17 protein-coding genes are annotated in these 18,200 nt (G+C 33.6%); 6 read left to right on the top strand and 11 right to left on the bottom strand.

What is annotated here, in order from left to right:
* Positions 1-10 precede the first annotated feature (10 nt).
* Positions 11-733 carry a porin family protein gene (locus YQ22_RS09660; RefSeq protein ID WP_071341031.1) on the bottom strand — a complete coding sequence of 241 codons (723 nt, stop codon included), beginning with the start codon at positions 731-733 and terminating at the stop codon, positions 11-13.
* A 224-nt stretch (positions 734-957) separates the two neighbouring features.
* Positions 958-2,715, bottom strand: a complete 1,758-nt coding sequence (locus YQ22_RS09665) for a helix-turn-helix domain-containing protein (protein WP_156894554.1) — start codon at positions 2,713-2,715, stop codon at positions 958-960.
* A gap of 280 nt (positions 2,716-2,995) precedes the next feature.
* Here YQ22_RS09665 and YQ22_RS09670 point away from each other — a divergent pair, with 280 nt between their 5' ends.
* From YQ22_RS09670 to YQ22_RS09685, 4 genes are read left to right on the top strand one after another with little or no spacing between them, the layout of a single operon-like run.
* Positions 2,996-4,045 carry an alpha/beta hydrolase gene (locus YQ22_RS09670; protein ID WP_071341033.1) on the top strand — a complete coding sequence of 350 codons (1,050 nt, stop codon included), beginning with the start codon at positions 2,996-2,998 and terminating at the stop codon, positions 4,043-4,045.
* 14 nt (positions 4,046-4,059) lie between these two features.
* Positions 4,060-4,584 carry an RNA polymerase sigma factor gene (locus tag YQ22_RS09675; RefSeq protein ID WP_071341034.1) on the top strand — a complete coding sequence of 175 codons (525 nt, stop codon included), beginning with the start codon at positions 4,060-4,062 and terminating at the stop codon, positions 4,582-4,584.
* A complete protein-coding gene (locus YQ22_RS09680; protein WP_071341035.1) occupies positions 4,574-5,233 on the top strand; it encodes a hypothetical protein in 660 nt (219 codons plus the stop codon). Before YQ22_RS09675 ends, YQ22_RS09680 begins: the two co-directional genes overlap by 11 nt.
* 2 nt (positions 5,234-5,235) lie before the next feature.
* Positions 5,236-5,694 (top strand): hypothetical protein, encoded by a 459-nt coding sequence (locus tag YQ22_RS09685; RefSeq protein ID WP_071341036.1) that lies wholly within the window; start codon positions 5,236-5,238, stop codon positions 5,692-5,694.
* Here the strand turns inward: YQ22_RS09685 and YQ22_RS09690 are convergent.
* The 3 genes from YQ22_RS09690 to YQ22_RS09700 form a co-directional block, all read right to left on the bottom strand.
* On the bottom strand, positions 5,681-6,778 hold the full coding sequence (locus YQ22_RS09690; RefSeq protein WP_071341037.1) for an adenylate/guanylate cyclase domain-containing protein: 1,098 nt from the start codon (positions 6,776-6,778) through the stop codon (positions 5,681-5,683). The two genes, YQ22_RS09685 and YQ22_RS09690, sit on opposite strands and share 14 nt — an antisense overlap.
* A gap of 186 nt (positions 6,779-6,964) precedes the next feature.
* The gene (locus YQ22_RS09695) at positions 6,965-7,513 is read right to left on the bottom strand and encodes a hypothetical protein (RefSeq protein WP_058104201.1); all 549 of its coding nucleotides are present in this window, start codon (positions 7,511-7,513) and stop codon (positions 6,965-6,967) included.
* A gap of 29 nt (positions 7,514-7,542) precedes the next feature.
* Complete coding sequence (locus YQ22_RS09700; RefSeq protein WP_139254368.1) at positions 7,543-8,139, bottom strand: hypothetical protein; 597 nt, start codon at positions 8,137-8,139, stop codon at positions 7,543-7,545.
* 109 nt (positions 8,140-8,248) lie between these two features.
* On the opposite strand from YQ22_RS09700, the gene YQ22_RS09705 reads away from it, so the two are divergent.
* Together YQ22_RS09705 and YQ22_RS09710 are read left to right on the top strand one after the other, a co-directional pair.
* Positions 8,249-8,821: an RNA polymerase sigma factor gene (locus tag YQ22_RS09705; RefSeq protein WP_071341039.1), complete on the top strand. Its 573-nt coding sequence runs from the start codon at positions 8,249-8,251 to the stop codon at positions 8,819-8,821.
* Positions 8,818-9,555, top strand: coding sequence for a tetratricopeptide repeat protein (locus YQ22_RS09710; RefSeq protein ID WP_083414225.1), 738 nt, complete (start codon positions 8,818-8,820; stop codon positions 9,553-9,555). Before YQ22_RS09705 ends, YQ22_RS09710 begins: the two co-directional genes overlap by 4 nt.
* Here the strand turns inward: YQ22_RS09710 and YQ22_RS09715 are convergent.
* From YQ22_RS09715 to YQ22_RS09740, 6 genes are all read right to left on the bottom strand, one after another.
* Positions 9,535-12,312 carry a CHAT domain-containing protein gene (locus YQ22_RS09715; RefSeq protein ID WP_071341040.1) on the bottom strand — a complete coding sequence of 926 codons (2,778 nt, stop codon included), beginning with the start codon at positions 12,310-12,312 and terminating at the stop codon, positions 9,535-9,537. The genes YQ22_RS09710 and YQ22_RS09715 overlap by 21 nt on opposite strands.
* A gap of 66 nt (positions 12,313-12,378) precedes the next feature.
* Positions 12,379-12,984 (bottom strand): hypothetical protein, encoded by a 606-nt coding sequence (locus YQ22_RS09720; RefSeq protein ID WP_071341041.1) that lies wholly within the window; start codon positions 12,982-12,984, stop codon positions 12,379-12,381.
* Positions 12,985-13,196: 212 nt separating this feature from the next.
* Complete coding sequence (locus YQ22_RS09725) at positions 13,197-13,742, bottom strand: hypothetical protein (protein WP_071341042.1); 546 nt, start codon at positions 13,740-13,742, stop codon at positions 13,197-13,199.
* Between the two features lie 152 nt (positions 13,743-13,894).
* Positions 13,895-14,302 carry a hypothetical protein gene (locus tag YQ22_RS09730; RefSeq protein WP_058104194.1) on the bottom strand — a complete coding sequence of 136 codons (408 nt, stop codon included), beginning with the start codon at positions 14,300-14,302 and terminating at the stop codon, positions 13,895-13,897.
* 506 nt (positions 14,303-14,808) lie between these two features.
* Positions 14,809-16,614: an OmpA family protein gene (locus YQ22_RS09735; protein ID WP_071341043.1), complete on the bottom strand. Its 1,806-nt coding sequence runs from the start codon at positions 16,612-16,614 to the stop codon at positions 14,809-14,811.
* 10 nt (positions 16,615-16,624) lie between these two features.
* Positions 16,625-18,193, bottom strand: a complete 1,569-nt coding sequence (locus YQ22_RS09740) for a hypothetical protein (protein ID WP_071341044.1) — start codon at positions 18,191-18,193, stop codon at positions 16,625-16,627.
* Positions 18,194-18,200: the final 7 nt, after the last annotated feature.

Here is an 18,200-nt window from a genome sequence, read left to right on the forward strand (position 1 = left end):
TTTTAAGTATTTAATTCCCTTGGGCTGCAAACGGATGATTATCTACCGTTTCCCAAAGAGCCAAGTCTTTTGTTTTGGCTTTGGACAAAGGGTTCTTTTTCCACTTTTTGGCCAGCAGAATGTTCATGTTGAAATATCTATTGTATAGTTCTGTACCATTTCCCATATCTACCATGCCATAGTGATAGCGAAAATCTACGACCAGGCGCGATTTTTTTAATTGAATTTCATAACCTAGTCCAAATTGTAATCCGGCATCCCACCTGCTATAAGTAAGAGAACTGGTTCCAAAACTCATTTTGGTAATTTTGGGCTCTAAGGTTTCTGTTCCTTCAGTTTTTACTCTACCACCTATATTATAACTTATCACGGGGCCGGCATTAAAGTATAGGTCGCACAAATGTAAACGGGCTAAAACGGGCATATCTAAGGTGTTAAACCGTATACGGGTTTCTTGGTACGTCAAAGGATTGTTAGCATTCAACTTGGTTCCTTTCATTACAAAGTATAATTCTGGAACTATTGAAAAATGATCTGTAATACCCATTTGTAAAGATGCCCCAGCTTGTAACCCCCAATACCCCTTTTTAAAATCTTTGATAGCATCATTGTTGCTCCCAAAACTCATACTGGTAGGGGTATAATTCAATACAATGTCTAAGTACGTTTCTTGGGCAAATACATTAATTGTCAATAGGCTTAGTACTATTAACAAAACTCCTTGTTTTTTCATGATTTGATTATTTTTTGATTGATTGTTCTATTATTCGAACCACGTTTTAAATCATCACACTTTTTTTAAAAAAAAATGTGGAAGTAGCTCAATTTCAAGCGCAAATTACTGGCCTTAACCTTTTTAAAAGTTCGAATACCCAGGTGTTGGTTCTAAAAAATTATTCAGAACTTTTTAATAATGAAAGTGTGATTAAATGAAGAAAAAAGAAGAAAATTCTGGGCTTATGAATTTGCCTTTACCCATTGTTTGGGCGTTTTTCCTGTTTCTTTTTTGAAGAAAGTGTTGAAAACTGTTTTGGAATTAAACCCACTATCATAAGCTAAGCCTAACAGTGTTATGTGTTTGTTTTCTGGAAGAATTGCCAGTTGTTGAAACTCTTTGATTCTATATTGATTAATAAAATCATTGAAATTTTTACCAAAGTGATTGTTGAGCAACCAGGAAAGCTTGTTGGGATGTATATTAATTTTAAAGGCTAGTTGCTTTAAGGACAATTCTGGTTTACAATATTCTTTTCCCAATATCATGGCCTTCTCTAAGGATGTAATTGCCTTACTTAATTCATCTTCTGTGAAAGGTGTTTCTTTGTCGGTACTTATGGTCTTCTGTTTTAATTTTGGTATTACCGATGACTGAAATACGATAGCAACTAGACTTTGGTAGTCTCCATAATTATGCAAAGGCTGCAAGAATAAGTCATTTTGAAAACTAAAAAGCTGTCCTGATCGAGCATTAATACGTTCTGTTAAAATGTTAAGAGCTTTAGAGTGGTTGTTGCGGTATACTTCCAAATAAAGATCCCATGCCCTTAGGGGTAATGATTTTTTGTTCTGTTCGTGGCTTAGTTCGATATCACTTATCCTAAACCTACTTACCTTGTACATTAAGTCATAAATAGCCATGCAGCATTTTGGTCTGCTTAACCATTCACTGTTTTTTTCAATATGATTTTTTAGTGCTTCTGGTTGATTGTCGAAAATAAGAGCGGCTACCATCATCTCATGTGCTAAAGGAAAGGTAGGGTCTATGTTCAAGGCTTTATTTAAATGAATAATGGCATCTTTGAACTGTTTTTTAAAATAAATTAAATTGGCATGGGTAAAATGTAAGTTTGCCGATAGTGGATTTATTCTTAGCGCAATGGCATTGTTCTCCAATGCTTTATCTATGTTACCAAGACCAGCATAACAGTCTGCCAAGGCATCTCTAATTTCTGCTGCGTTTGGGTTTATTTCTAAAGAGCGCTCTAGGTGCTTAAATGCATCTTTGTAGTTCCAGTACCCCCAAAAGCTAATTGTGCCTTTGGCATAATGACCAATTGAAGAATCTGGATTTAATTGCAGCCCTATATCTATATTTCTATCGGCCTGTACTAAACCTTCCGTTTTATCCATATAACCCCAACTTGCAAGCATGCCAATGCACCATCCTTTTTCAAAGTAAGCGTCAGGATATTGAGGATCTAACTCTATGCTTTCATCAAAAAAGGCGATGGCACTTGCAACGTCGGCACCATTCCAACGCATGCGTAATTCCCGTCCTTTTAATAGCTTTTGATAAGCTTCTATATTTTTGGTCGTGGGAATTACTAAATGTTCTTGCAGCTCAAAATGACCGAAATTTTCACGTATTTTATCGGCAATCAATAGGCTAATTTCATCTTGTAACTCAAAAATATCAGAGAGTTTACGGTCAAAATTTTCTGACCACATATGAAAACCATTATCGGTACGTATTAACTGTGCGGTAATTCTAACCCTTTCATTTATAATTCTAACGCTGCCTTCTAATAATGTTTCTACTCCTAGTTCATTGCCTATGTGGCGCGCATCCAAAGACTTGTTCTTGTAAAAGAATGAAGAGGTTCTTGCGGTAACCTTTAGTCCTTTAATTTTGGTTAAGGCATTGATGATTTCTTCTGATATACCATCGGAAAAATATTCATTTTCATCACTCCCAATATTTATAAATGGGAGCACGGCTATTGATTTCGAATTTATAACAGCGTGCACGGGTCAAATAGTTTTTTTGGGGGGGATGTTTTGCTTTTTAGGTATACTAAAAGTACCAATTTTTATAGAAAGTATATATGGGTGTGAAATATAGAACTCACAAATGATTATCAGAACCTTTGTCTGTAAGATGTAGCTTATATTTATATTGATTATCAGTTATTTGTGAAAATAATTATGAAAAAGTGTGATTTTATTTAAAGTCTTGCGAATCATATAATAAACAATCAAAAAAAATCTAACAGTCATGAAAAAAATAGCAGATTACCTAATACTTATTTTCTTTCTGATAACAACGTCATTCCTAAGGTCCCAGGAAAATAACTGGGTACAATTTGAAAAAGTACAGAATGAAGTTGCAAAACTGATAAACCTACCTGATCCATTATTCAATCATCAGGCAAGCCCAACAAAGCCTATGGATGCCAAAGCCATAGCAGATCTTGGTTTGGAGCAAATATATAAGAACAGACCAATAAAAATTATGGCTAGAGATGGAAAACAATTGTTTGCCTATCAATACGATAGTAACAGTGATACTACTATTCTTCTTTTACATGGTATTTTGTCCAGTGCTTATATGATGAATAGAACAGCAGGGTTGTTACAAGAAGCAACGCATAGTGAAATTGTAGCTCTTGATTTTAGAGGGCATGGGCAATCTCAAGGTGCACCTGGCGATGTATCTTATATTGACCAGTATGTAGATGATATTATCGATGTAGTCCATAGTATCAAAAAAGAACAGCCTAAACAGAAAATTATATTAGCTGGGCATTCAATGGGTGGAGGTGTTATTTTAAAATACGCTATGGCAAAAGAAGCTATAGAAGTGGACGGATATTTACTCTTTGCCCCACAATTAGGCGCAAACTCCCCAACGTTGAAAATTGGACCGTTAGAAGGGGAGAAAGAACCCTTTTTAAAACTGCACTTGAATAGAGTTATTGGTATTAAAATGATGAACTCCATTGGCGAAACCAAGTATAATGATTTGCCTATGCTATTTTTTAATTTACCAGAAACCATGCCCGTTACCAAGTATAGTTATCGTGCTAACGAGAGTATGTATCCTGCTGATTATAAAGTAGGGCTACAAAGTGTTGATAAACCATTGTTAGTCTTGGTTGGCGCTAGTGACGATGCGTTTAATGCCAGTGAATATCCTAAGGCAATTACAGAGAATAGTAATGGTGAAGTATTTATAATAGACAAGGAAAGCCATAATGGAATTCATCATAATGTTGAAGCAATGCAAATTATTGCCAACTGGTTCAATAACCATAACTTACAGTAACTATCTGCCTAAACATGGAACCTAACAAAAAGGAAAATTTCATAAGTGTAATAGATGAGCATAAACGTATCATCTATAAGATAGTCAACTCCTATTGTCCGCAACTTGAAGACAGAAAGGATTTGGAGCAGGAAATAATAATACAATTATGGAATGCTTTTGATAGCTATAATCCAAATTACAAGTTTACCACCTGGATGTACCGAATTGCTTTGAACACTGCTATTTCATTTTATCGAAAAGAGAAGAAATGGTATCAACGAAACGATTTTTTTAATGATGAATCAATGTTTCGCTTAGAAGAAGGTAATGCGGTTGAAGCTTTAGAACTGTCAACAAATGTAAAGTTGTTACAGGAATTTATTCAAAAACTAAAAGAATTGGATAAGGCAATTATGCTATTGTACTTAGAAGAAAATAGCTATGAGGAGATTGCTGACATATTGGGTATTTCTACCACTAACGTAGGTACTAAAATTGGTAGGATCAAAGTAAAGATTAAAAAAGAATTTGATAAAATAAAGAGTCATGGAAGATAAAGAAATAAGAGAACTTTTTACAGAGTATAATAGTAAGTTAGATAGCGTTCTAAGTTTAAATAAGGCATCGCTAGAAAGAATAAAGCTTGAAAATACTAAAAAGCAAGCACGTTTTATTCTCGTGAAAAGAAGTATAGAGGTAGCTTTCTTTTTATTGGTTATGGTAGTTTTAGGAAAATTCACGGTTAACCATTGGGGTAAACTGCACCTTGTGGTGAGTGGAATATTAGTGCAGTTTTTTGCACTAATAGCACTCATTGGTAGCATTGGGCAATTGGTTTTAGCTGCCCAAGTTGATTATGCCAAACCTATTGTAGAGATTAGGGAGAAAATTGAAAAGATAAACATACATAGTTTACTGTTTATAAAGCTTGCTTTTCTATCCGCTCCGGTGTGGTGGGCTTACCCGATAGTAGCGTTGACTTACTTTTTCAATTTTGATATTTTTCCTTATTTAGATAGTGCTTTTGTATATAGGTATGTGATTATAAATGCATTGTTACTAATACCGTTGTTATGGTTTCTAAAAAAGCTCAGTTATAAAAATTTGCATATTAAATGGGTAAGAAGATTGTTAGATATTCTCGCAAGTAATAATACTAAAAGAGCAGTAGAGTTTTTAAAGGATATTGAAGAATTTAAAAAGTAATTATGCAATACAAAACAAATTCTGTAAATAGGAGGAAACTAGTAGCCGTTGGTTTTGGCATACTTGCCATAAGCCTTGGAATAATTTTCTATTTAAAAGTAGCTACTCCACACCATCTTGGCGAATATTTTACCAAAGCGTATTACGGTCAGTTTGGAGCTATTGCTATTTGTGTAGAGTTATTGGCGGCAGCGTATTATCTATTTGTTGGTCATAAAAAAACTAATTTTGCCATGGCTCTTTTCGGTTTTACCGTGGTATTGAACAGTATACTAAACGTTTTTGGTCTGGGTACGGTATCTATCGCTATATTAATTATGTCTGTATTATTGGTAAGCGCCGGTGTTGCGTTTTATATCGCTTTTACCAATGCGTTCTATTTAGGTAAGATATCTATTTTAAGTGTAATTTTTAGTTTTGTATTAGGTAATTTAATCGCCTTTTACTTCAACTATTTCTAAGCACGGTAAAAAGTTCCATTTTTTCCTCCTTACCCTTTAATTCGGCTATACCTTGTGACATAATTTTCAAGCTTTCCTCTGGTTTTAGTTCTTTAATGAGCTTTTCAGAGATTAAAATGTCAACGTTATAAGTGTTACAGAGCCCTTGAATTCTTGCGGTTGTATTTAAAACATCACCGGTAAATATAATTTCTTTTTTTAGCGTACCTATTTCGCCGGTTGTTACTTCGCCAACGTGAAAGCCAGATTTAAAAGTGGGCGCTAAACCAAAATTGTTGTTGTACCATTCCGCCTTATTATGCAGGTCTTGTTTCATGGCTAAAAAGCAATTGATCCAGTTGTTGTTTTTTATTCCTTCCTCATACTTCCAAGAGATGATGATTTCATCGCCTACGTATTGATAAACCGAACCTGAATGATTGATTATGGCATTGGTAAAATCTGCATAGTACGCTTTAAGCATTTTAAAATATTCAATATGCCCCAAATGTTCCGCAATGGTGGTAGACGACTTCATATCGCAAAAAAGAAATATGCGTTTTTCTTGAATGGGCTTGTGGTATTTTCCGGTAAAAAAGTTCTTAAGCACGGCATCACCCACATTCTGACTAATTTCCGAATAGAAGAGTCCGGCAAATAGGCTTACTGCAATGGAAACCATGGTACTTAAAAAGTCTAGGCTTATTAAAAAATTAGATAACTTTTGTAATACCAATTGATGAAATACTGGTAAGCCCAATTCTATAGAAGCGGCTATTGGATATACAATTATAATGGTAATCAGCAGTAGAAAGGAATACAGACCTAGTTTGTAAAGTATTTTCTTGTAAAAGCTTTTATTGTTGAACAAATTACCTAACCAAAGTACTTCTATAGTTCCCATCAACAAACCAATAAGCGTTACTGAGGTCATAGCAAATACAAATACCTTAGGGGTTAGTGTAATTGCTGCATTTGGGTTTATGTTTTTATTGCCGGTAGCTGCTTCTTGAATAAATAAAACAAAAAGACCAATTACACACCATATTACACCAAATGGTAAAATACGTTGTAATCTTCTCTTTGATTTAGGAGACAAACCCATACCCGTTATTATTCTCTCGGTTATAACTAAAATAGCAAAGAATTTAAGAAAAGGAAGATTTGTGTTGTTTTAAGTAGTTTTTAATGTGTGGTTGATATGAGATTTTATAATATTTGTTAAGATTTAAATCAGAAAAAAACCGAGATAACTACCTCGGTTTTTGATATATACTAGGCAAATTAAATATTAAATAAGTTTTCCTCTGTGAGAAATGGTAATAGTATAATATACTGTTTTGGTACTATTTGACTGTGATCCGGTGATGAAGTATCCAAATCTTTCTTTTGTGATTTTTACATTAGAAAGTTCTACGTTCTGACTCCAGGTATGAAAGTTCATTTTTACTTTCACATTGCTTCCAGAAGATGTAATCGATAAGCTTTCAACAGTCTTTTTACTTTGAAAATTGTTTCGGTCATTAAAAGCGGTTTTTACATTATCAACTGTTACGATATCTCCTTTTTTCAAGTTTAAAGGTCCTGAACCAAATGTTGTAAAGGGTAATTCTACGTTACCATCTTTTTTAACTGTTGATGAGCTTATATGCGCGTTAAAAATGTATCCCTCATTTATTTTGGACACTAACCGTTCAAAAACGGCATTGTCGTACGCTAAATTTTCGCAAGTAACAGATGATTTCATTACTTCTGGGTTGTCTGCTGCCTTGGTAACTTTGAAAGAACATACTGTTAAAGCGAATACCCCTAATAAAATGGTTTTCTTGTAATTTTTCATGATTTCTGTTTTTATAGTTTATTAAATATTTATTCGAACCAAATTTTTGATATTGCCATGTTACAACCGGTTTTACTTCTTGAATCGAATTGTAACCTTATAAAATCAATATCGGAAAATGTAAAATCATCGCCGGTTGGCTTTATTTCTGAAAACGGAATGGTAAAGACGAACTTTCCTTCGCGAGCCGGTACATGTTTGCCGTATGCAGCATAAGTGGTATTTGTAAAAAGATTCAAGTTTATACCGTTTACCGTACTTTTAGCCTCAAATTCTACCTTTAAAGACTTGTATTTGCTGGCATCTATATTTAGTGGCGCATTTCCATTTTTATTGACTCCGTAATTTAAATAAGTTGTACCCCTGGTGTCATAACCGTAGCTCATGACGAGTAGCCCTTTTTTTATACTCAATTGCATGTTGTGTTCAAAAGGGTTTTGATTGAGCTTTGCAAAAACCTGCCGGTGCTGACCTATGATGTGATTGCCTGTTTGTAGTTTTCTATTTTCATTCATATCGGTAAATGTCAAATGGTTGATTTCACCAGAAGTAAAATCATCAAGTACTAGTTGCGCATTCATGGTAATTGATGCTGTACATATAAATAAGAGGGTTACTATTTTCATTTTGATTTAGTTTTTGGTTGCAACTATTCATGCTAATAGCAAGAAAAGGTTAACATTCACTTTAATTCTTTACTTTTAAGTGTTAACTATTTATCCGTAAATGCATTAAATGGAAAATCATTCAGATGAAACTTTATTACAAGCACTTAAAGAAGGTTCTGAATCTGCTTTTAAAAAGGTATATGAAGAGAATCGTGAATTATTCTTGAATTTTGCAAGAAGGTATTCCCTGGCAGATGAAGAGGTTTTAGATGCTTACCAAGATGCGTATGTTGCACTGTATGAGAATATTCAGAATGGAAAATTAACGATTTTAAAAAGCTCTTTAAGTACGTATCTAATTAGCATAGGTAAGTATAAGATTATGGAGCGATTACGAAACAGAAATAAGCATACGAACAATGAATTATTATTGAACAATGTAGAAGAAATAGATGACGAAATCGAAGCTTTTGATATTGACAATGATGCTTTGTCAACTGAACAAAAATTATTGAAAAAGTACTTTGATGCTTTAGGAAAAAAATGTCAAAAAATATTAAAGCTATTCTATTACCAACAGTATAACATCAAAGAAATTATGACCGAAGGTAATTATAACAGTGAAAATGTGGTAAAAAGTCAGAAATCCAGATGTTTAAAAACATTAAAGGAAGCCATTAAAAATGCCCCCAAATTATGATGGATAAAGAACAATTATTATTAAAATATTTTGAAGGTTCATTGACCGCAGATGAGAAGGTCAATTTCAACCAGTTTTTAGAAAGTGATGCAGAATTTAAAACGCAGTTTGAATTTGAAAAGAATGTAAAATCTGTTGTACGAAAAACTGAAAATGACAGTCTTAAGAAAAAGCTACAAGGTTTTGAATCTGAATTAAGCGGTGCACCTAGCCAGAATCAACAAAATTTCTGGAAACCATTAAGAATAGCTGCTAGTATTGCCTTATTAATAGGTTTAAGTTGGTTTGCATTTAATTCTGATATGTTTAATGGAACAGAAGAATTGTATGCTTCCAATTATGAGAAATACCCTAATACGGTATATACAATTACACGTGGCGATGCTACTGATAAGTCATTGGAGCGTTTAGCCTTTGAAGCGTACGAAACTGATGATTTTGAAACTGCTATAGCCTACCTCACTGAGTTAAAGGAAAAGACCAGACTAGATTATGTAGATTTTTATTTAGGTCAAGCTTATCTTGCCAAGGGAGATTATTTAAAAGCTACAGATAAATTCCAAGAAATTATATTAATAAATAGCGAGTATAAGGATGAGGGCTATTGGTATGCAGCGCTTGCGAACCTAAAATTAGAACAGGAAGAAGAAGCTGAAAAATTATTGGAGCAACTTATAAAAATGGGAACATATAAGAAGAATGAAGCAACAGAATTACTTGAAAAGTTGAACTAGTCTTTTTCTGTTCAAGAAAATAAGAAGAACCGCTATTACAGCAAACACATACCATTGCCAATGCGGAGAGGTAATTAAGGACTCGGTGTTTCCTTGAATGATATAACCTGACCAATAGTAGGGGTGTGCAAGTCCGTTCTCTTTGTTCTTTTGTAAGAAGGATAGTTTAGCTTCCCTTAATGATGTATCTTTTGGTTTTCCATTAGCTAAATTCTCATAAAACTCTCCCATAAGCACCGAAGATGAATTGTCGTTCACTTTCCATAATGTACTTGAGATACTTGCTGCGCCACTGTAGAAAAAACCTCTGGCAAGGCTTAAAAAACCTTCGCCACGTTTAAGTTCACCAATGCCACTTTCGCACCCACTTAAGGTAACGAGACTGGCATTTAAGGTTAAATTATATAGGTCTTTTACAAAAAGTAGGTCGTCAGAGGCTGTATTTGGCGTAAAGGCTAAATAAGAATATTCGGGATTTTTATCATCAAAAACAGCATGTGTTGCCAAATGTAATACCGAATAATCAGGCAATGAAGCAGTGAAATTTTGAAGCGTAGCTTGGTCTTTGATAAAAGACTTACCGGTAAAAGATGTCAATATCTGCTGAACTTCATTTCTGTTGTGCGGTAAATTGCCCAGTACATGAGAACGCGTGCCGTCTGAAGGTATATTAGCATCGAAACTAGGTGCAAAAGCTAATAGGTTAGCACTGTTTTGCTTTTTGTTATTTAATTGAGACCATAATGTAGCTGAGTTCACATAACTAATGGTTCTATCTTCTATCAAGTAGCGATGCTCTGTCTCATTGGAAACCAGACTGCCAAAAGGGATATAGTTTAACAAGCCATCTGGGGCAAGTATGATTTTTTCTTGTGGATGTAATTCTAAAATCGGACCTAATAGTTTTTGATACAGTTTATGGCTCAGTTTGGAAAGTGAATCTAGGTTTGATTTGGAATTCGAGAGCATAGCATGAAGTTCACTAATATGATTTTCTAGTTCATCTGTGGTTTTGATACTATGAAAGTACTTATCATTCTTAGAAATAGCAATTGTATAAATATTTTGGTTACCATAGAAGTAGGAAATGAAGAGTTCATTCTTTGTTAGGTTATTTTGTACTTCTGGTAATGTTAGTATTTTAGTGTTGTACTTTAAGTCATAGTATGCAGGATAGTTGGTTTCTATATCTACTACCATATTACGAAGTTCTTGTTTTAGATTAAAAACATGATCATATGTAGAAATGTTTTTATTGTCAGTAGTTATTATTTGCTTTTCAAAGTATGTGATTTCTGATTTTAAACTGTTTTCACGCTCCAAAATATCTTTAGGAACATTGCTGAATTTCGTTGCTTTTGAAGTAAGAATAGCTTCTAAAAGAAGAACAGATTTGCTTTTTTCGGCAATTCGAAACGCTTCATCAATATAATGGTCATTTTCAGAAGTAGTAAATAAATTATAGGTTGCTTGTATTCCTGATTCAAAAAGTGGAAAGGCATCTTCAAAAGTTTCAAGTTTGTCTTTTATGCTACTAATTGACGGTTTTAACTTATCTAATACAGCTAAACCTGTGTCAACAGTTTCTAAAGACAAAACATAGGAATCTAAGGTACCAACTTCATTTAAAGCAATTGATTTGTTTTTCAATATTTTAAGGCGAAGAGCGCCATTTGTACTATTATCTTGTAGTTGTGTTAGACCTGATTCATAATTTTCTAAAGCATTTGCATAATTCTCAAAGTCACTATTTATGTTTCCTATTTCATTGTAAATAACTGCGGTACTACTATTCTGTTTATGATTACGTTTATTTTTGTCTAGAATTAGAGCTAAATTTAACTCTTTGAGGGCTTCGTTCATTTCTAATTTAGCAGCAAATAACTTAGCTTTTATTCTATGATGCTGTGACCGGAAATACGGTGCTTTGCTTAAATAATTTTCAGCAAGCTTAGTGTATTTCTGTGCGCTATCAATTTTGGAAAGTGTTATGTAATTTGCTGCAATACTATGGGATGTAGATATAATGCCATTGATACTTATATTATGTGATAAATATTTTTTCAAGGCTTTTTTGAATAACACAATTGATTTTTGATACTGTTGTTCTTTGCCATAAACCTCAGCTAATAAGCCATAGTTTGTATTTAAAGTTCCTAAATCATTTGGACTTTCTTTTTGTAGAAAACGAATATTTTTTTCATAGAATTGTTTTGCTAAATCGTACTGTCCTTCTTCAGTGTTCATTTTAGCCAGAAAGCTATATGCTGCAGAAAGCAAATCCACTAAATCACTATTCATATTAGAAACAGGCAATATTTCAAGTGAATCTTTTATAGTGTTAAATGCAACACGGGCGTTTTCAAAATCATTGGATTTAAAATAGTAATTGCCTTTATCGTATAGATATGAATTGACGATCAATCGTTTTTCAGGCAAACTGTCTATATAATATTTTTTGGTTTTAAATAATGAATCTAATGTTGCTAGATTACTTTTCATCGTATTGAGATCATAAAACTCGCCTGCATTTCGATTAGAACTTATTAGCGCCTCAAGAACATTTACCCAGTCCTTATTTTGTGTCGCAATTTTTTCTATCTGACTAAAATAGTAGTAACAAGAATCTCTATGAACATATAAATGCTCATATGCTTTGTCGTAAAGACTTTCTAGTTTTTCTTCATAAGAAACTTCTTGGGTATACGCTTCGTTGTTAAGTATTAAGAAGAAAATTATAATTATTACATGGCGCATAATGGAAAGAGGATGTTTAAAATAAGACTTTTAAGACATCCTCAAGTTAAAAATATTTAGATGAAATTATCTGCCTTCTACAAAATAACTACGCTCTGTACCATCTTCATTAATAACGTGAACTTTGATTAATAGACCTGTTTGCTTATAAGATTCAATTTTGAAACTACTGACCTGTACAGGAATACCTAAGTCTGGATAGGGAGAGAACTCGCCAATTTCAATAGGTACTAATTTATCAGAAGTGTTATAAGCCTCAATATTTATCATCTCTGCATTACCGGAAATAAATAGGTTTTGAAAATTAAAATAATCACAATTAGTAGGATTAGGGCAAGGGGGCTTTGGTTTTGGTATTCTTAGCCCTACAATATCTATTATATTATCAAAATCATCTTTTAGTGAAAGAATATTATCCTTAGCATTATTTAATTCCTCCTTTTCTATTTCATTAAGTTGCCTTGCCAAAGAAAGCTTTTCTAATGCCTCAATAATGGTATTATTATTTTGAATTTCAACGGTAAGATATTCTCTATATAAATCTCCTTCATATAGGTAATTATCACTGGTAATTTCAATTTCTTCTTTGTCGGTAATTGTCCCCGTAAAGTCTTTTATACATGAGGAAATTATAACGCTACTAAAAACAATTAATAATAGTTTTGATTTCATGATGTAGTAATTTTAAAGTTTTATTTAAAGGCTTAGCATTCAGTTTTTTAACGAGGGTTAGGTATTGTCAAAAATATATTGTTTAGCTTTTAAGACCTACTACATATGTAACACGTGCTGTAAAGAATGTAACAATTTTTTTTATAAATACCGTACACGGATTTAGTTGTGAACTTCGATTAAATAATTGAATGCTAAGTCCTTATTTAATTTTAGGCTACTTTAGATATGGCAAGACTTACACCTACGATATAGCCGTTTTTCTCGAAAGAACCCGTAATTAGAATGCTATTTTTTTGGTATAATACCGAGACGTTATTTAAAATACCGACAATTTCGCCTGTTGACCCACTTTTCCAATTTAGTTTTACGTTTTTGGTGTTCACGTTACCCTTAGTATCGTGGTGTACATATACACGAACCTCGTTTTTTCTATTGTTATCATTTCTGAGGGCCTGAGGATTTGCCTGAATATAATCTCGTCCTTTATAAGCAATAACAGGACTATTACGAAATGAAAGATCTAGGGCTTGAACTTCGTTTCCAGATTTGGAAGTATCTAAAATAGTTAAAGAACCGGTCATATTGTACGAACCCTTCTTACTCAATACATCATTTATTATGCTTGAAATATTTACAGGATTCATTGTTTTTATCGCTGTATTTTCTTTCACATATTTATGATGAATTTTTACATCATTGGCCTGTAATGAAACGACCATATTAACGATTGCAATTACACTTAAAATTGTTTTCATAATTTTTTGTTTAAATGATTATTAATTATTATTTCCCTTTTATGTTTGAAATATGAAAAGGTTAACAGATTTAATTGTCTTTTTTAAACTTTATTTATAGATAATTAAGGTCATATCTAATTAACTTTTAAAAATATGTACAAAGGAAAGTTTCATTTCTTTTTGAGTTCTCGAATATAAACGCGAGTGAAACCATCGGTATATGGTTCGCGTAATATCAATCTGGTTTTAGTTATATACAATTCGTATTTCTTGAAATCTCCGTACCCTATTAGTAAGATGTTTAAACTATCTTTTTTGCGATATTTTGAAAGAGATTTTGTAAGATAATATGTGGATTTTTGTTCTAAGGAATCTTGCTCAAAACTTAAGTATTGATAGTCTGCAGTAAACTCTATTATAGCATTCTTTTTTATGGGGAACCCTTTTCCAGTAATGCCTCCACTGCTACTTACTAATTGCCATTTACCTAACAAAGCTTCTTGGGTAGATTGGGAGTATGAACAGGCACAGATGCCTACCCATATAACAGTTAATAAAAATGGAAGTATTTTATTCATACAAGTTTGCTAGAAATTCGAAAAAGTTATAGACTTTCCAATTAGTTGGTTAACGTATTACAAGTTTTTTATTAGGAAGAATTTATTGCTATAGAAAATTCTTATTAAAAAATTATCAGTTTTTTTGATTAAGTTTTCTTTTACAACGGCCTTTAAAGCCATCAAATACCATTCATGTCTAGTATATAATGTTCCATATTCTTGACTTAAATGAGCGGTTGCTTATATTTTTATCTTCTACAATAATCACTTATATAGATTCTTGGCTTTGATATTTTCTTTAAGTTATAAATGGTAGAATGTGTATATAATTATCATTGTAGCTCATCTATCTACAGTTAAGGCTAAGTAATATATTGTTCTGTTTAACCTTAGAAGATATTTCCAATAATTCCCAAGCGCCTATCAAATTATTAGTATTGATTGGGAATTTGCCTGATTTGCTCCAATAACAAAAGTTAAGATTAGCAAATAGAATTTCTTTTCCTTCGAAAGTGCTTGAGCAATTAATTCGGTAATACTAAAACTTCCACGCGTCTGTTTTTTGATCTATTTTCTTCTGTATCATTTTCAACCAAAGGCTTGGATTCGCCTAATCCCATTTCTTTCCAACGAAAACTACTTCCTGAAATCATTTTTTTTAGTTCGTTAGAAACACTTTTGGCTCTTTCCAAAGAAAGTCTTTGATTGCTTTCTGCACTGCCCACATCATCGGTATGGCCCTCTACAATTACATTCCCTTTCTTAAGCACGGCGATGTTATGTGCCAATTCTTTCAAAGCAACTATTCCTTCTGGTTTTAAGATAGATTTTCCGGTCTCAAATAGTACTTTACTGTCGAGATTAAGGCGCATAGCTGCTCCAATTGCAGCAATGGCATCAACATCGGCACCTGGCAGACCACTTTCCATTTTTAAATCGGTTAGGCGTACATAGTAAAATAGTTCGCCATGTTTTACAAAGGATGAAATATCTACTTCGGCAACACCGCCATCAATTTTACCTACATGAATCCAATTTTTTCCATCTGTGGATATTTCCAAATCGGTAGGTTCAATCTGACCGATTTCAAAAATATAAAGGTCAGGTCCATTGACATCGGTCAATGCATTATTTGTAAATTGTACAGTAATGGTACCACCCAGTCCAAGGCTATGAATTCCCGTAATATCTTCCATGTCAAAACCTTGCCATACATCTGGTTCGCCCAGTACATTTTTCACTTCTTGTGTTTTTAACAAGGGATGATTTGCTTTTACAACGGCATCTGCAAACGAGAGTTTGCCCAGGGGCAGATATACGGCCTTTCTCCTATGGCCCAAATAAGTTGCTTCCGACTCCTCCCCAAAATAAAGGTCCGGGTTCAGTTTTTGAAATTTGTGTTTTGCGGCTTTTGCCTTTCTTTCTAGATCATTCTTATAAATCTGAACGATTTTTGCTTTGCCTTCTATGGTCCGCTGATATGCAGGACTTGCTTTAAGACTACCGGAAGCAATTTCACTTTCAGTCTTTTTAAGATTTATCAGCAATTGTTTCGCTTCTTTGTCACTATGTAGTTGCCCTGATAGCTTGTTAAGCAACTCCATTTCCTTTTCTTCCTTGGCGGTGGGCGGAGTTTCGTGTTTTCGCTCTATATCTCTCATTACATATTCCGCTTCGGTCAAATCCAATTTTTCCATAACATTGGTGCCCGCCAATGAATCGATTGTTTTAAGTTTTGCCATTGTTGCCTCTGGTCCTGATTCAGCTTGAACGATTAATATGGCCTCTTCCAAAGAAACTCCAGTAGGGGTATTTTTTGAAGTTAGTTGTTCTTTATTGATTCTCGCTTTTGGTTTTGGTTCATTTTGTTTTTCTAGCTTCCTTTTTGCTTCTACTTCTTGCACCAAGGCTTGAAGACTGTCTGGATTATTGATGAGTTTTTGCAGTTCAGTACGAGAAACGCCACTTTGCTCTAAAAGTGAGATAATTGCTTCGGTTGAAAACATACCTGATGAAGAGACATCTTTAGTTAACAAATCTTGAAATGCCTTCTTAGTACCTTGGTCTTCCATGCCGCTCATTTGTAGTAGTTTTTCCAGTGCTTCTACTTCTGGCAATTCACTATTAGAGCTTTCATCCTCACTGTCTATACTAAAGAGTCCCCCTAATTGCTCCATTGACTTTTCAAATTCATCTGATGAAAGTTGTGTTTTATCACCACTTTCGTCAGATTCAATTTCTAAATTTTCATCTAAAATTTTATTTTTAGGATTTTCGCTGCAGGATGCAATGAATACAGCTACTGTGATAAATAGAATTATTTTTTTCATATCATTTCAATTAAAAAGTAATTCTTGAAGTTCGCATATTGGCTAACATAAGTGTAGCCTGAGTTTTAAATAGACTTGTAGTCTGCGAATGTGTTGCTAGGCAACCTTCGATAGCATGAATATCTAGGGTCATATCACTTATGTATTGATTAAATTTTTTGTCGTATTCTAATTTTAATTTTTCCATAGCTGGTCGAACTTGGTATAATTTAATATTTGACCATCCAAGGCCTGCGCCCGGAACAGAGGCTAGTGCATCAGCACTAGTAATTGCAGCATTAAGATCTGATCGTTTTCTATAATAAAAACGCTGTAATTGCATAAAATAGGTATGTCTTTTTCTAAATCTATTAAATGGCTTCATTGCACAATTCTTGCAATCTTGTTTAACCTCACAGTATACAAGTATCGGGGGTTCCTCATCTTCACCTTCATCTTCTTGATGTTGATCTTGTTGTGATAATAGATCTACCTGTGCTTGTAATCTTCGAACTTGGTTTCTTAGTCTTGCCAATTCTTCGTGAATTAAATCATCAGGTAATATTCTAGCATCACTTTCTGTTGGTTCACCAGGCGAATTAGCGCCATAATCTTCGTTAAACTGCTCATCTGCCTCTCTTATTCTTCTTTCAACAGCGGCAGCGGCGTCACCTGATAATTCTAAGGAACCTTGATTAGGTTCTAGTCTAACTACGTGAGTTGTTCCATCATCCCCTTCTAAATGTACTGTGCGGTCTTCTGCAGGACGGTGATTTGGACTTGTATAATTAATAGGCACTTGATTGCTTACATTCTCTGACCTATACTCTATAAATACCGCTGGCTCTTTATCAGATATAGGAATTGGTCTTGGTTGACTAGATTGAGCATAGGTGTTTGCAAAAGAGCATATGCCAATAGTTATAATGGACAGTTTTTTTGTTTTTTGTTTTTTAAAAATGAACAAAACGAATAAAATGATAATAGCTATTAAAAGCCCAATACTGATGTACATTAAATTGTTTTCTTTATCTACTTTGTTTATTAATGAGATTTCGGGAGCTTCTGAATCTTTTTGAGACTCAAGGGAAATTATGTTACCAGATACCCCTAGTGTTTGTACATATTGATTGTACTCTTCAATATCATCGGTAAAACGTATTAAGGATTGTGTTGACGGAAATTGTAAGCCAGTCTTTACAGTAATTAAATATGGTATTTCTGCAACCTCAGAACTTACTCCAATACCAGCAGTGTTCATAGTTCTAAAAACTTTATCGACAAATTTCTCCCCATTGGTAGAAACTTTCGATTCAACTTTTTCCCAACTCTCTTTATGAAAACTTAAGTCAATATTATGGTCTGGAGCTTTTGAGATTATCCTTACCATAACAGGTGTTTTAACATCTAAACCGTTAATGATAAATCTTTGTAAAGAATCTGCACCACCTGTAGTCCATTCCATGGCACCAGCGTAAGTACCGTCATCTAACTTGTTAAGTTTTATTTCATGTACAATAGTTTTGCCGAAGAAGTCTGTTAATTGGGCATTACTTAAGTTACTAAATGCAAGTAGAATTAAAATTAGTATAGTTCTCATAACTGTA

Source organism: Maribacter sp. 1_2014MBL_MicDiv (assembly GCF_001865655.1).
Lineage (GTDB): Bacteria > Bacteroidota > Bacteroidia > Flavobacteriales > Flavobacteriaceae > Maribacter > Maribacter dokdonensis.

Excerpts from the sequence above, each read along its gene's own strand:
- YQ22_RS09670 (WP_071341033.1), top strand. The coding sequence starts at position 2,996 with ATGAAAAAAATAGCAGATTACCTAATACTTATTTTCTTTCTGATAACA.
- YQ22_RS09735 (WP_071341043.1), bottom strand. The coding sequence starts at position 16,614 with ATGAAAAAAATAATTCTATTTATCACAGTAGCTGTATTCATTGCATCC.
- YQ22_RS09690 (WP_071341037.1), bottom strand. The coding sequence starts at position 6,778 with ATGGGTTTGTCTCCTAAATCAAAGAGAAGATTACAACGTATTTTACCA.
- YQ22_RS09695 (WP_058104201.1), bottom strand. The coding sequence starts at position 7,513 with ATGAAAAATTACAAGAAAACCATTTTATTAGGGGTATTCGCTTTAACA.
- YQ22_RS09720 (WP_071341041.1), bottom strand. The coding sequence starts at position 12,984 with ATGAAATCAAAACTATTATTAATTGTTTTTAGTAGCGTTATAATTTCC.
- YQ22_RS09710 (WP_083414225.1), top strand. The coding sequence starts at position 8,818 with ATGATGGATAAAGAACAATTATTATTAAAATATTTTGAAGGTTCATTG.
- YQ22_RS09660 (WP_071341031.1), bottom strand. The coding sequence starts at position 733 with ATGAAAAAACAAGGAGTTTTGTTAATAGTACTAAGCCTATTGACAATT.
- YQ22_RS09715 (WP_071341040.1), bottom strand. The coding sequence starts at position 12,312 with ATGCGCCATGTAATAATTATAATTTTCTTCTTAATACTTAACAACGAA.
- YQ22_RS09725 (WP_071341042.1), bottom strand. The coding sequence starts at position 13,742 with ATGAAAACAATTTTAAGTGTAATTGCAATCGTTAATATGGTCGTTTCA.
- YQ22_RS09705 (WP_071341039.1), top strand. The coding sequence starts at position 8,249 with ATGGAAAATCATTCAGATGAAACTTTATTACAAGCACTTAAAGAAGGT.
- YQ22_RS09680 (WP_071341035.1), top strand. The coding sequence starts at position 4,574 with ATGGAAGATAAAGAAATAAGAGAACTTTTTACAGAGTATAATAGTAAG.
- YQ22_RS09730 (WP_058104194.1), bottom strand. The coding sequence starts at position 14,302 with ATGAATAAAATACTTCCATTTTTATTAACTGTTATATGGGTAGGCATC.
- YQ22_RS09685 (WP_071341036.1), top strand. The coding sequence starts at position 5,236 with ATGCAATACAAAACAAATTCTGTAAATAGGAGGAAACTAGTAGCCGTT.
- YQ22_RS09675 (WP_071341034.1), top strand. The coding sequence starts at position 4,060 with ATGGAACCTAACAAAAAGGAAAATTTCATAAGTGTAATAGATGAGCAT.
- YQ22_RS09700 (WP_139254368.1), bottom strand. The coding sequence starts at position 8,139 with ATGAAAATAGTAACCCTCTTATTTATATGTACAGCATCAATTACCATG.
- YQ22_RS09740 (WP_071341044.1), bottom strand. The coding sequence starts at position 18,193 with ATGAGAACTATACTAATTTTAATTCTACTTGCATTTAGTAACTTAAGT.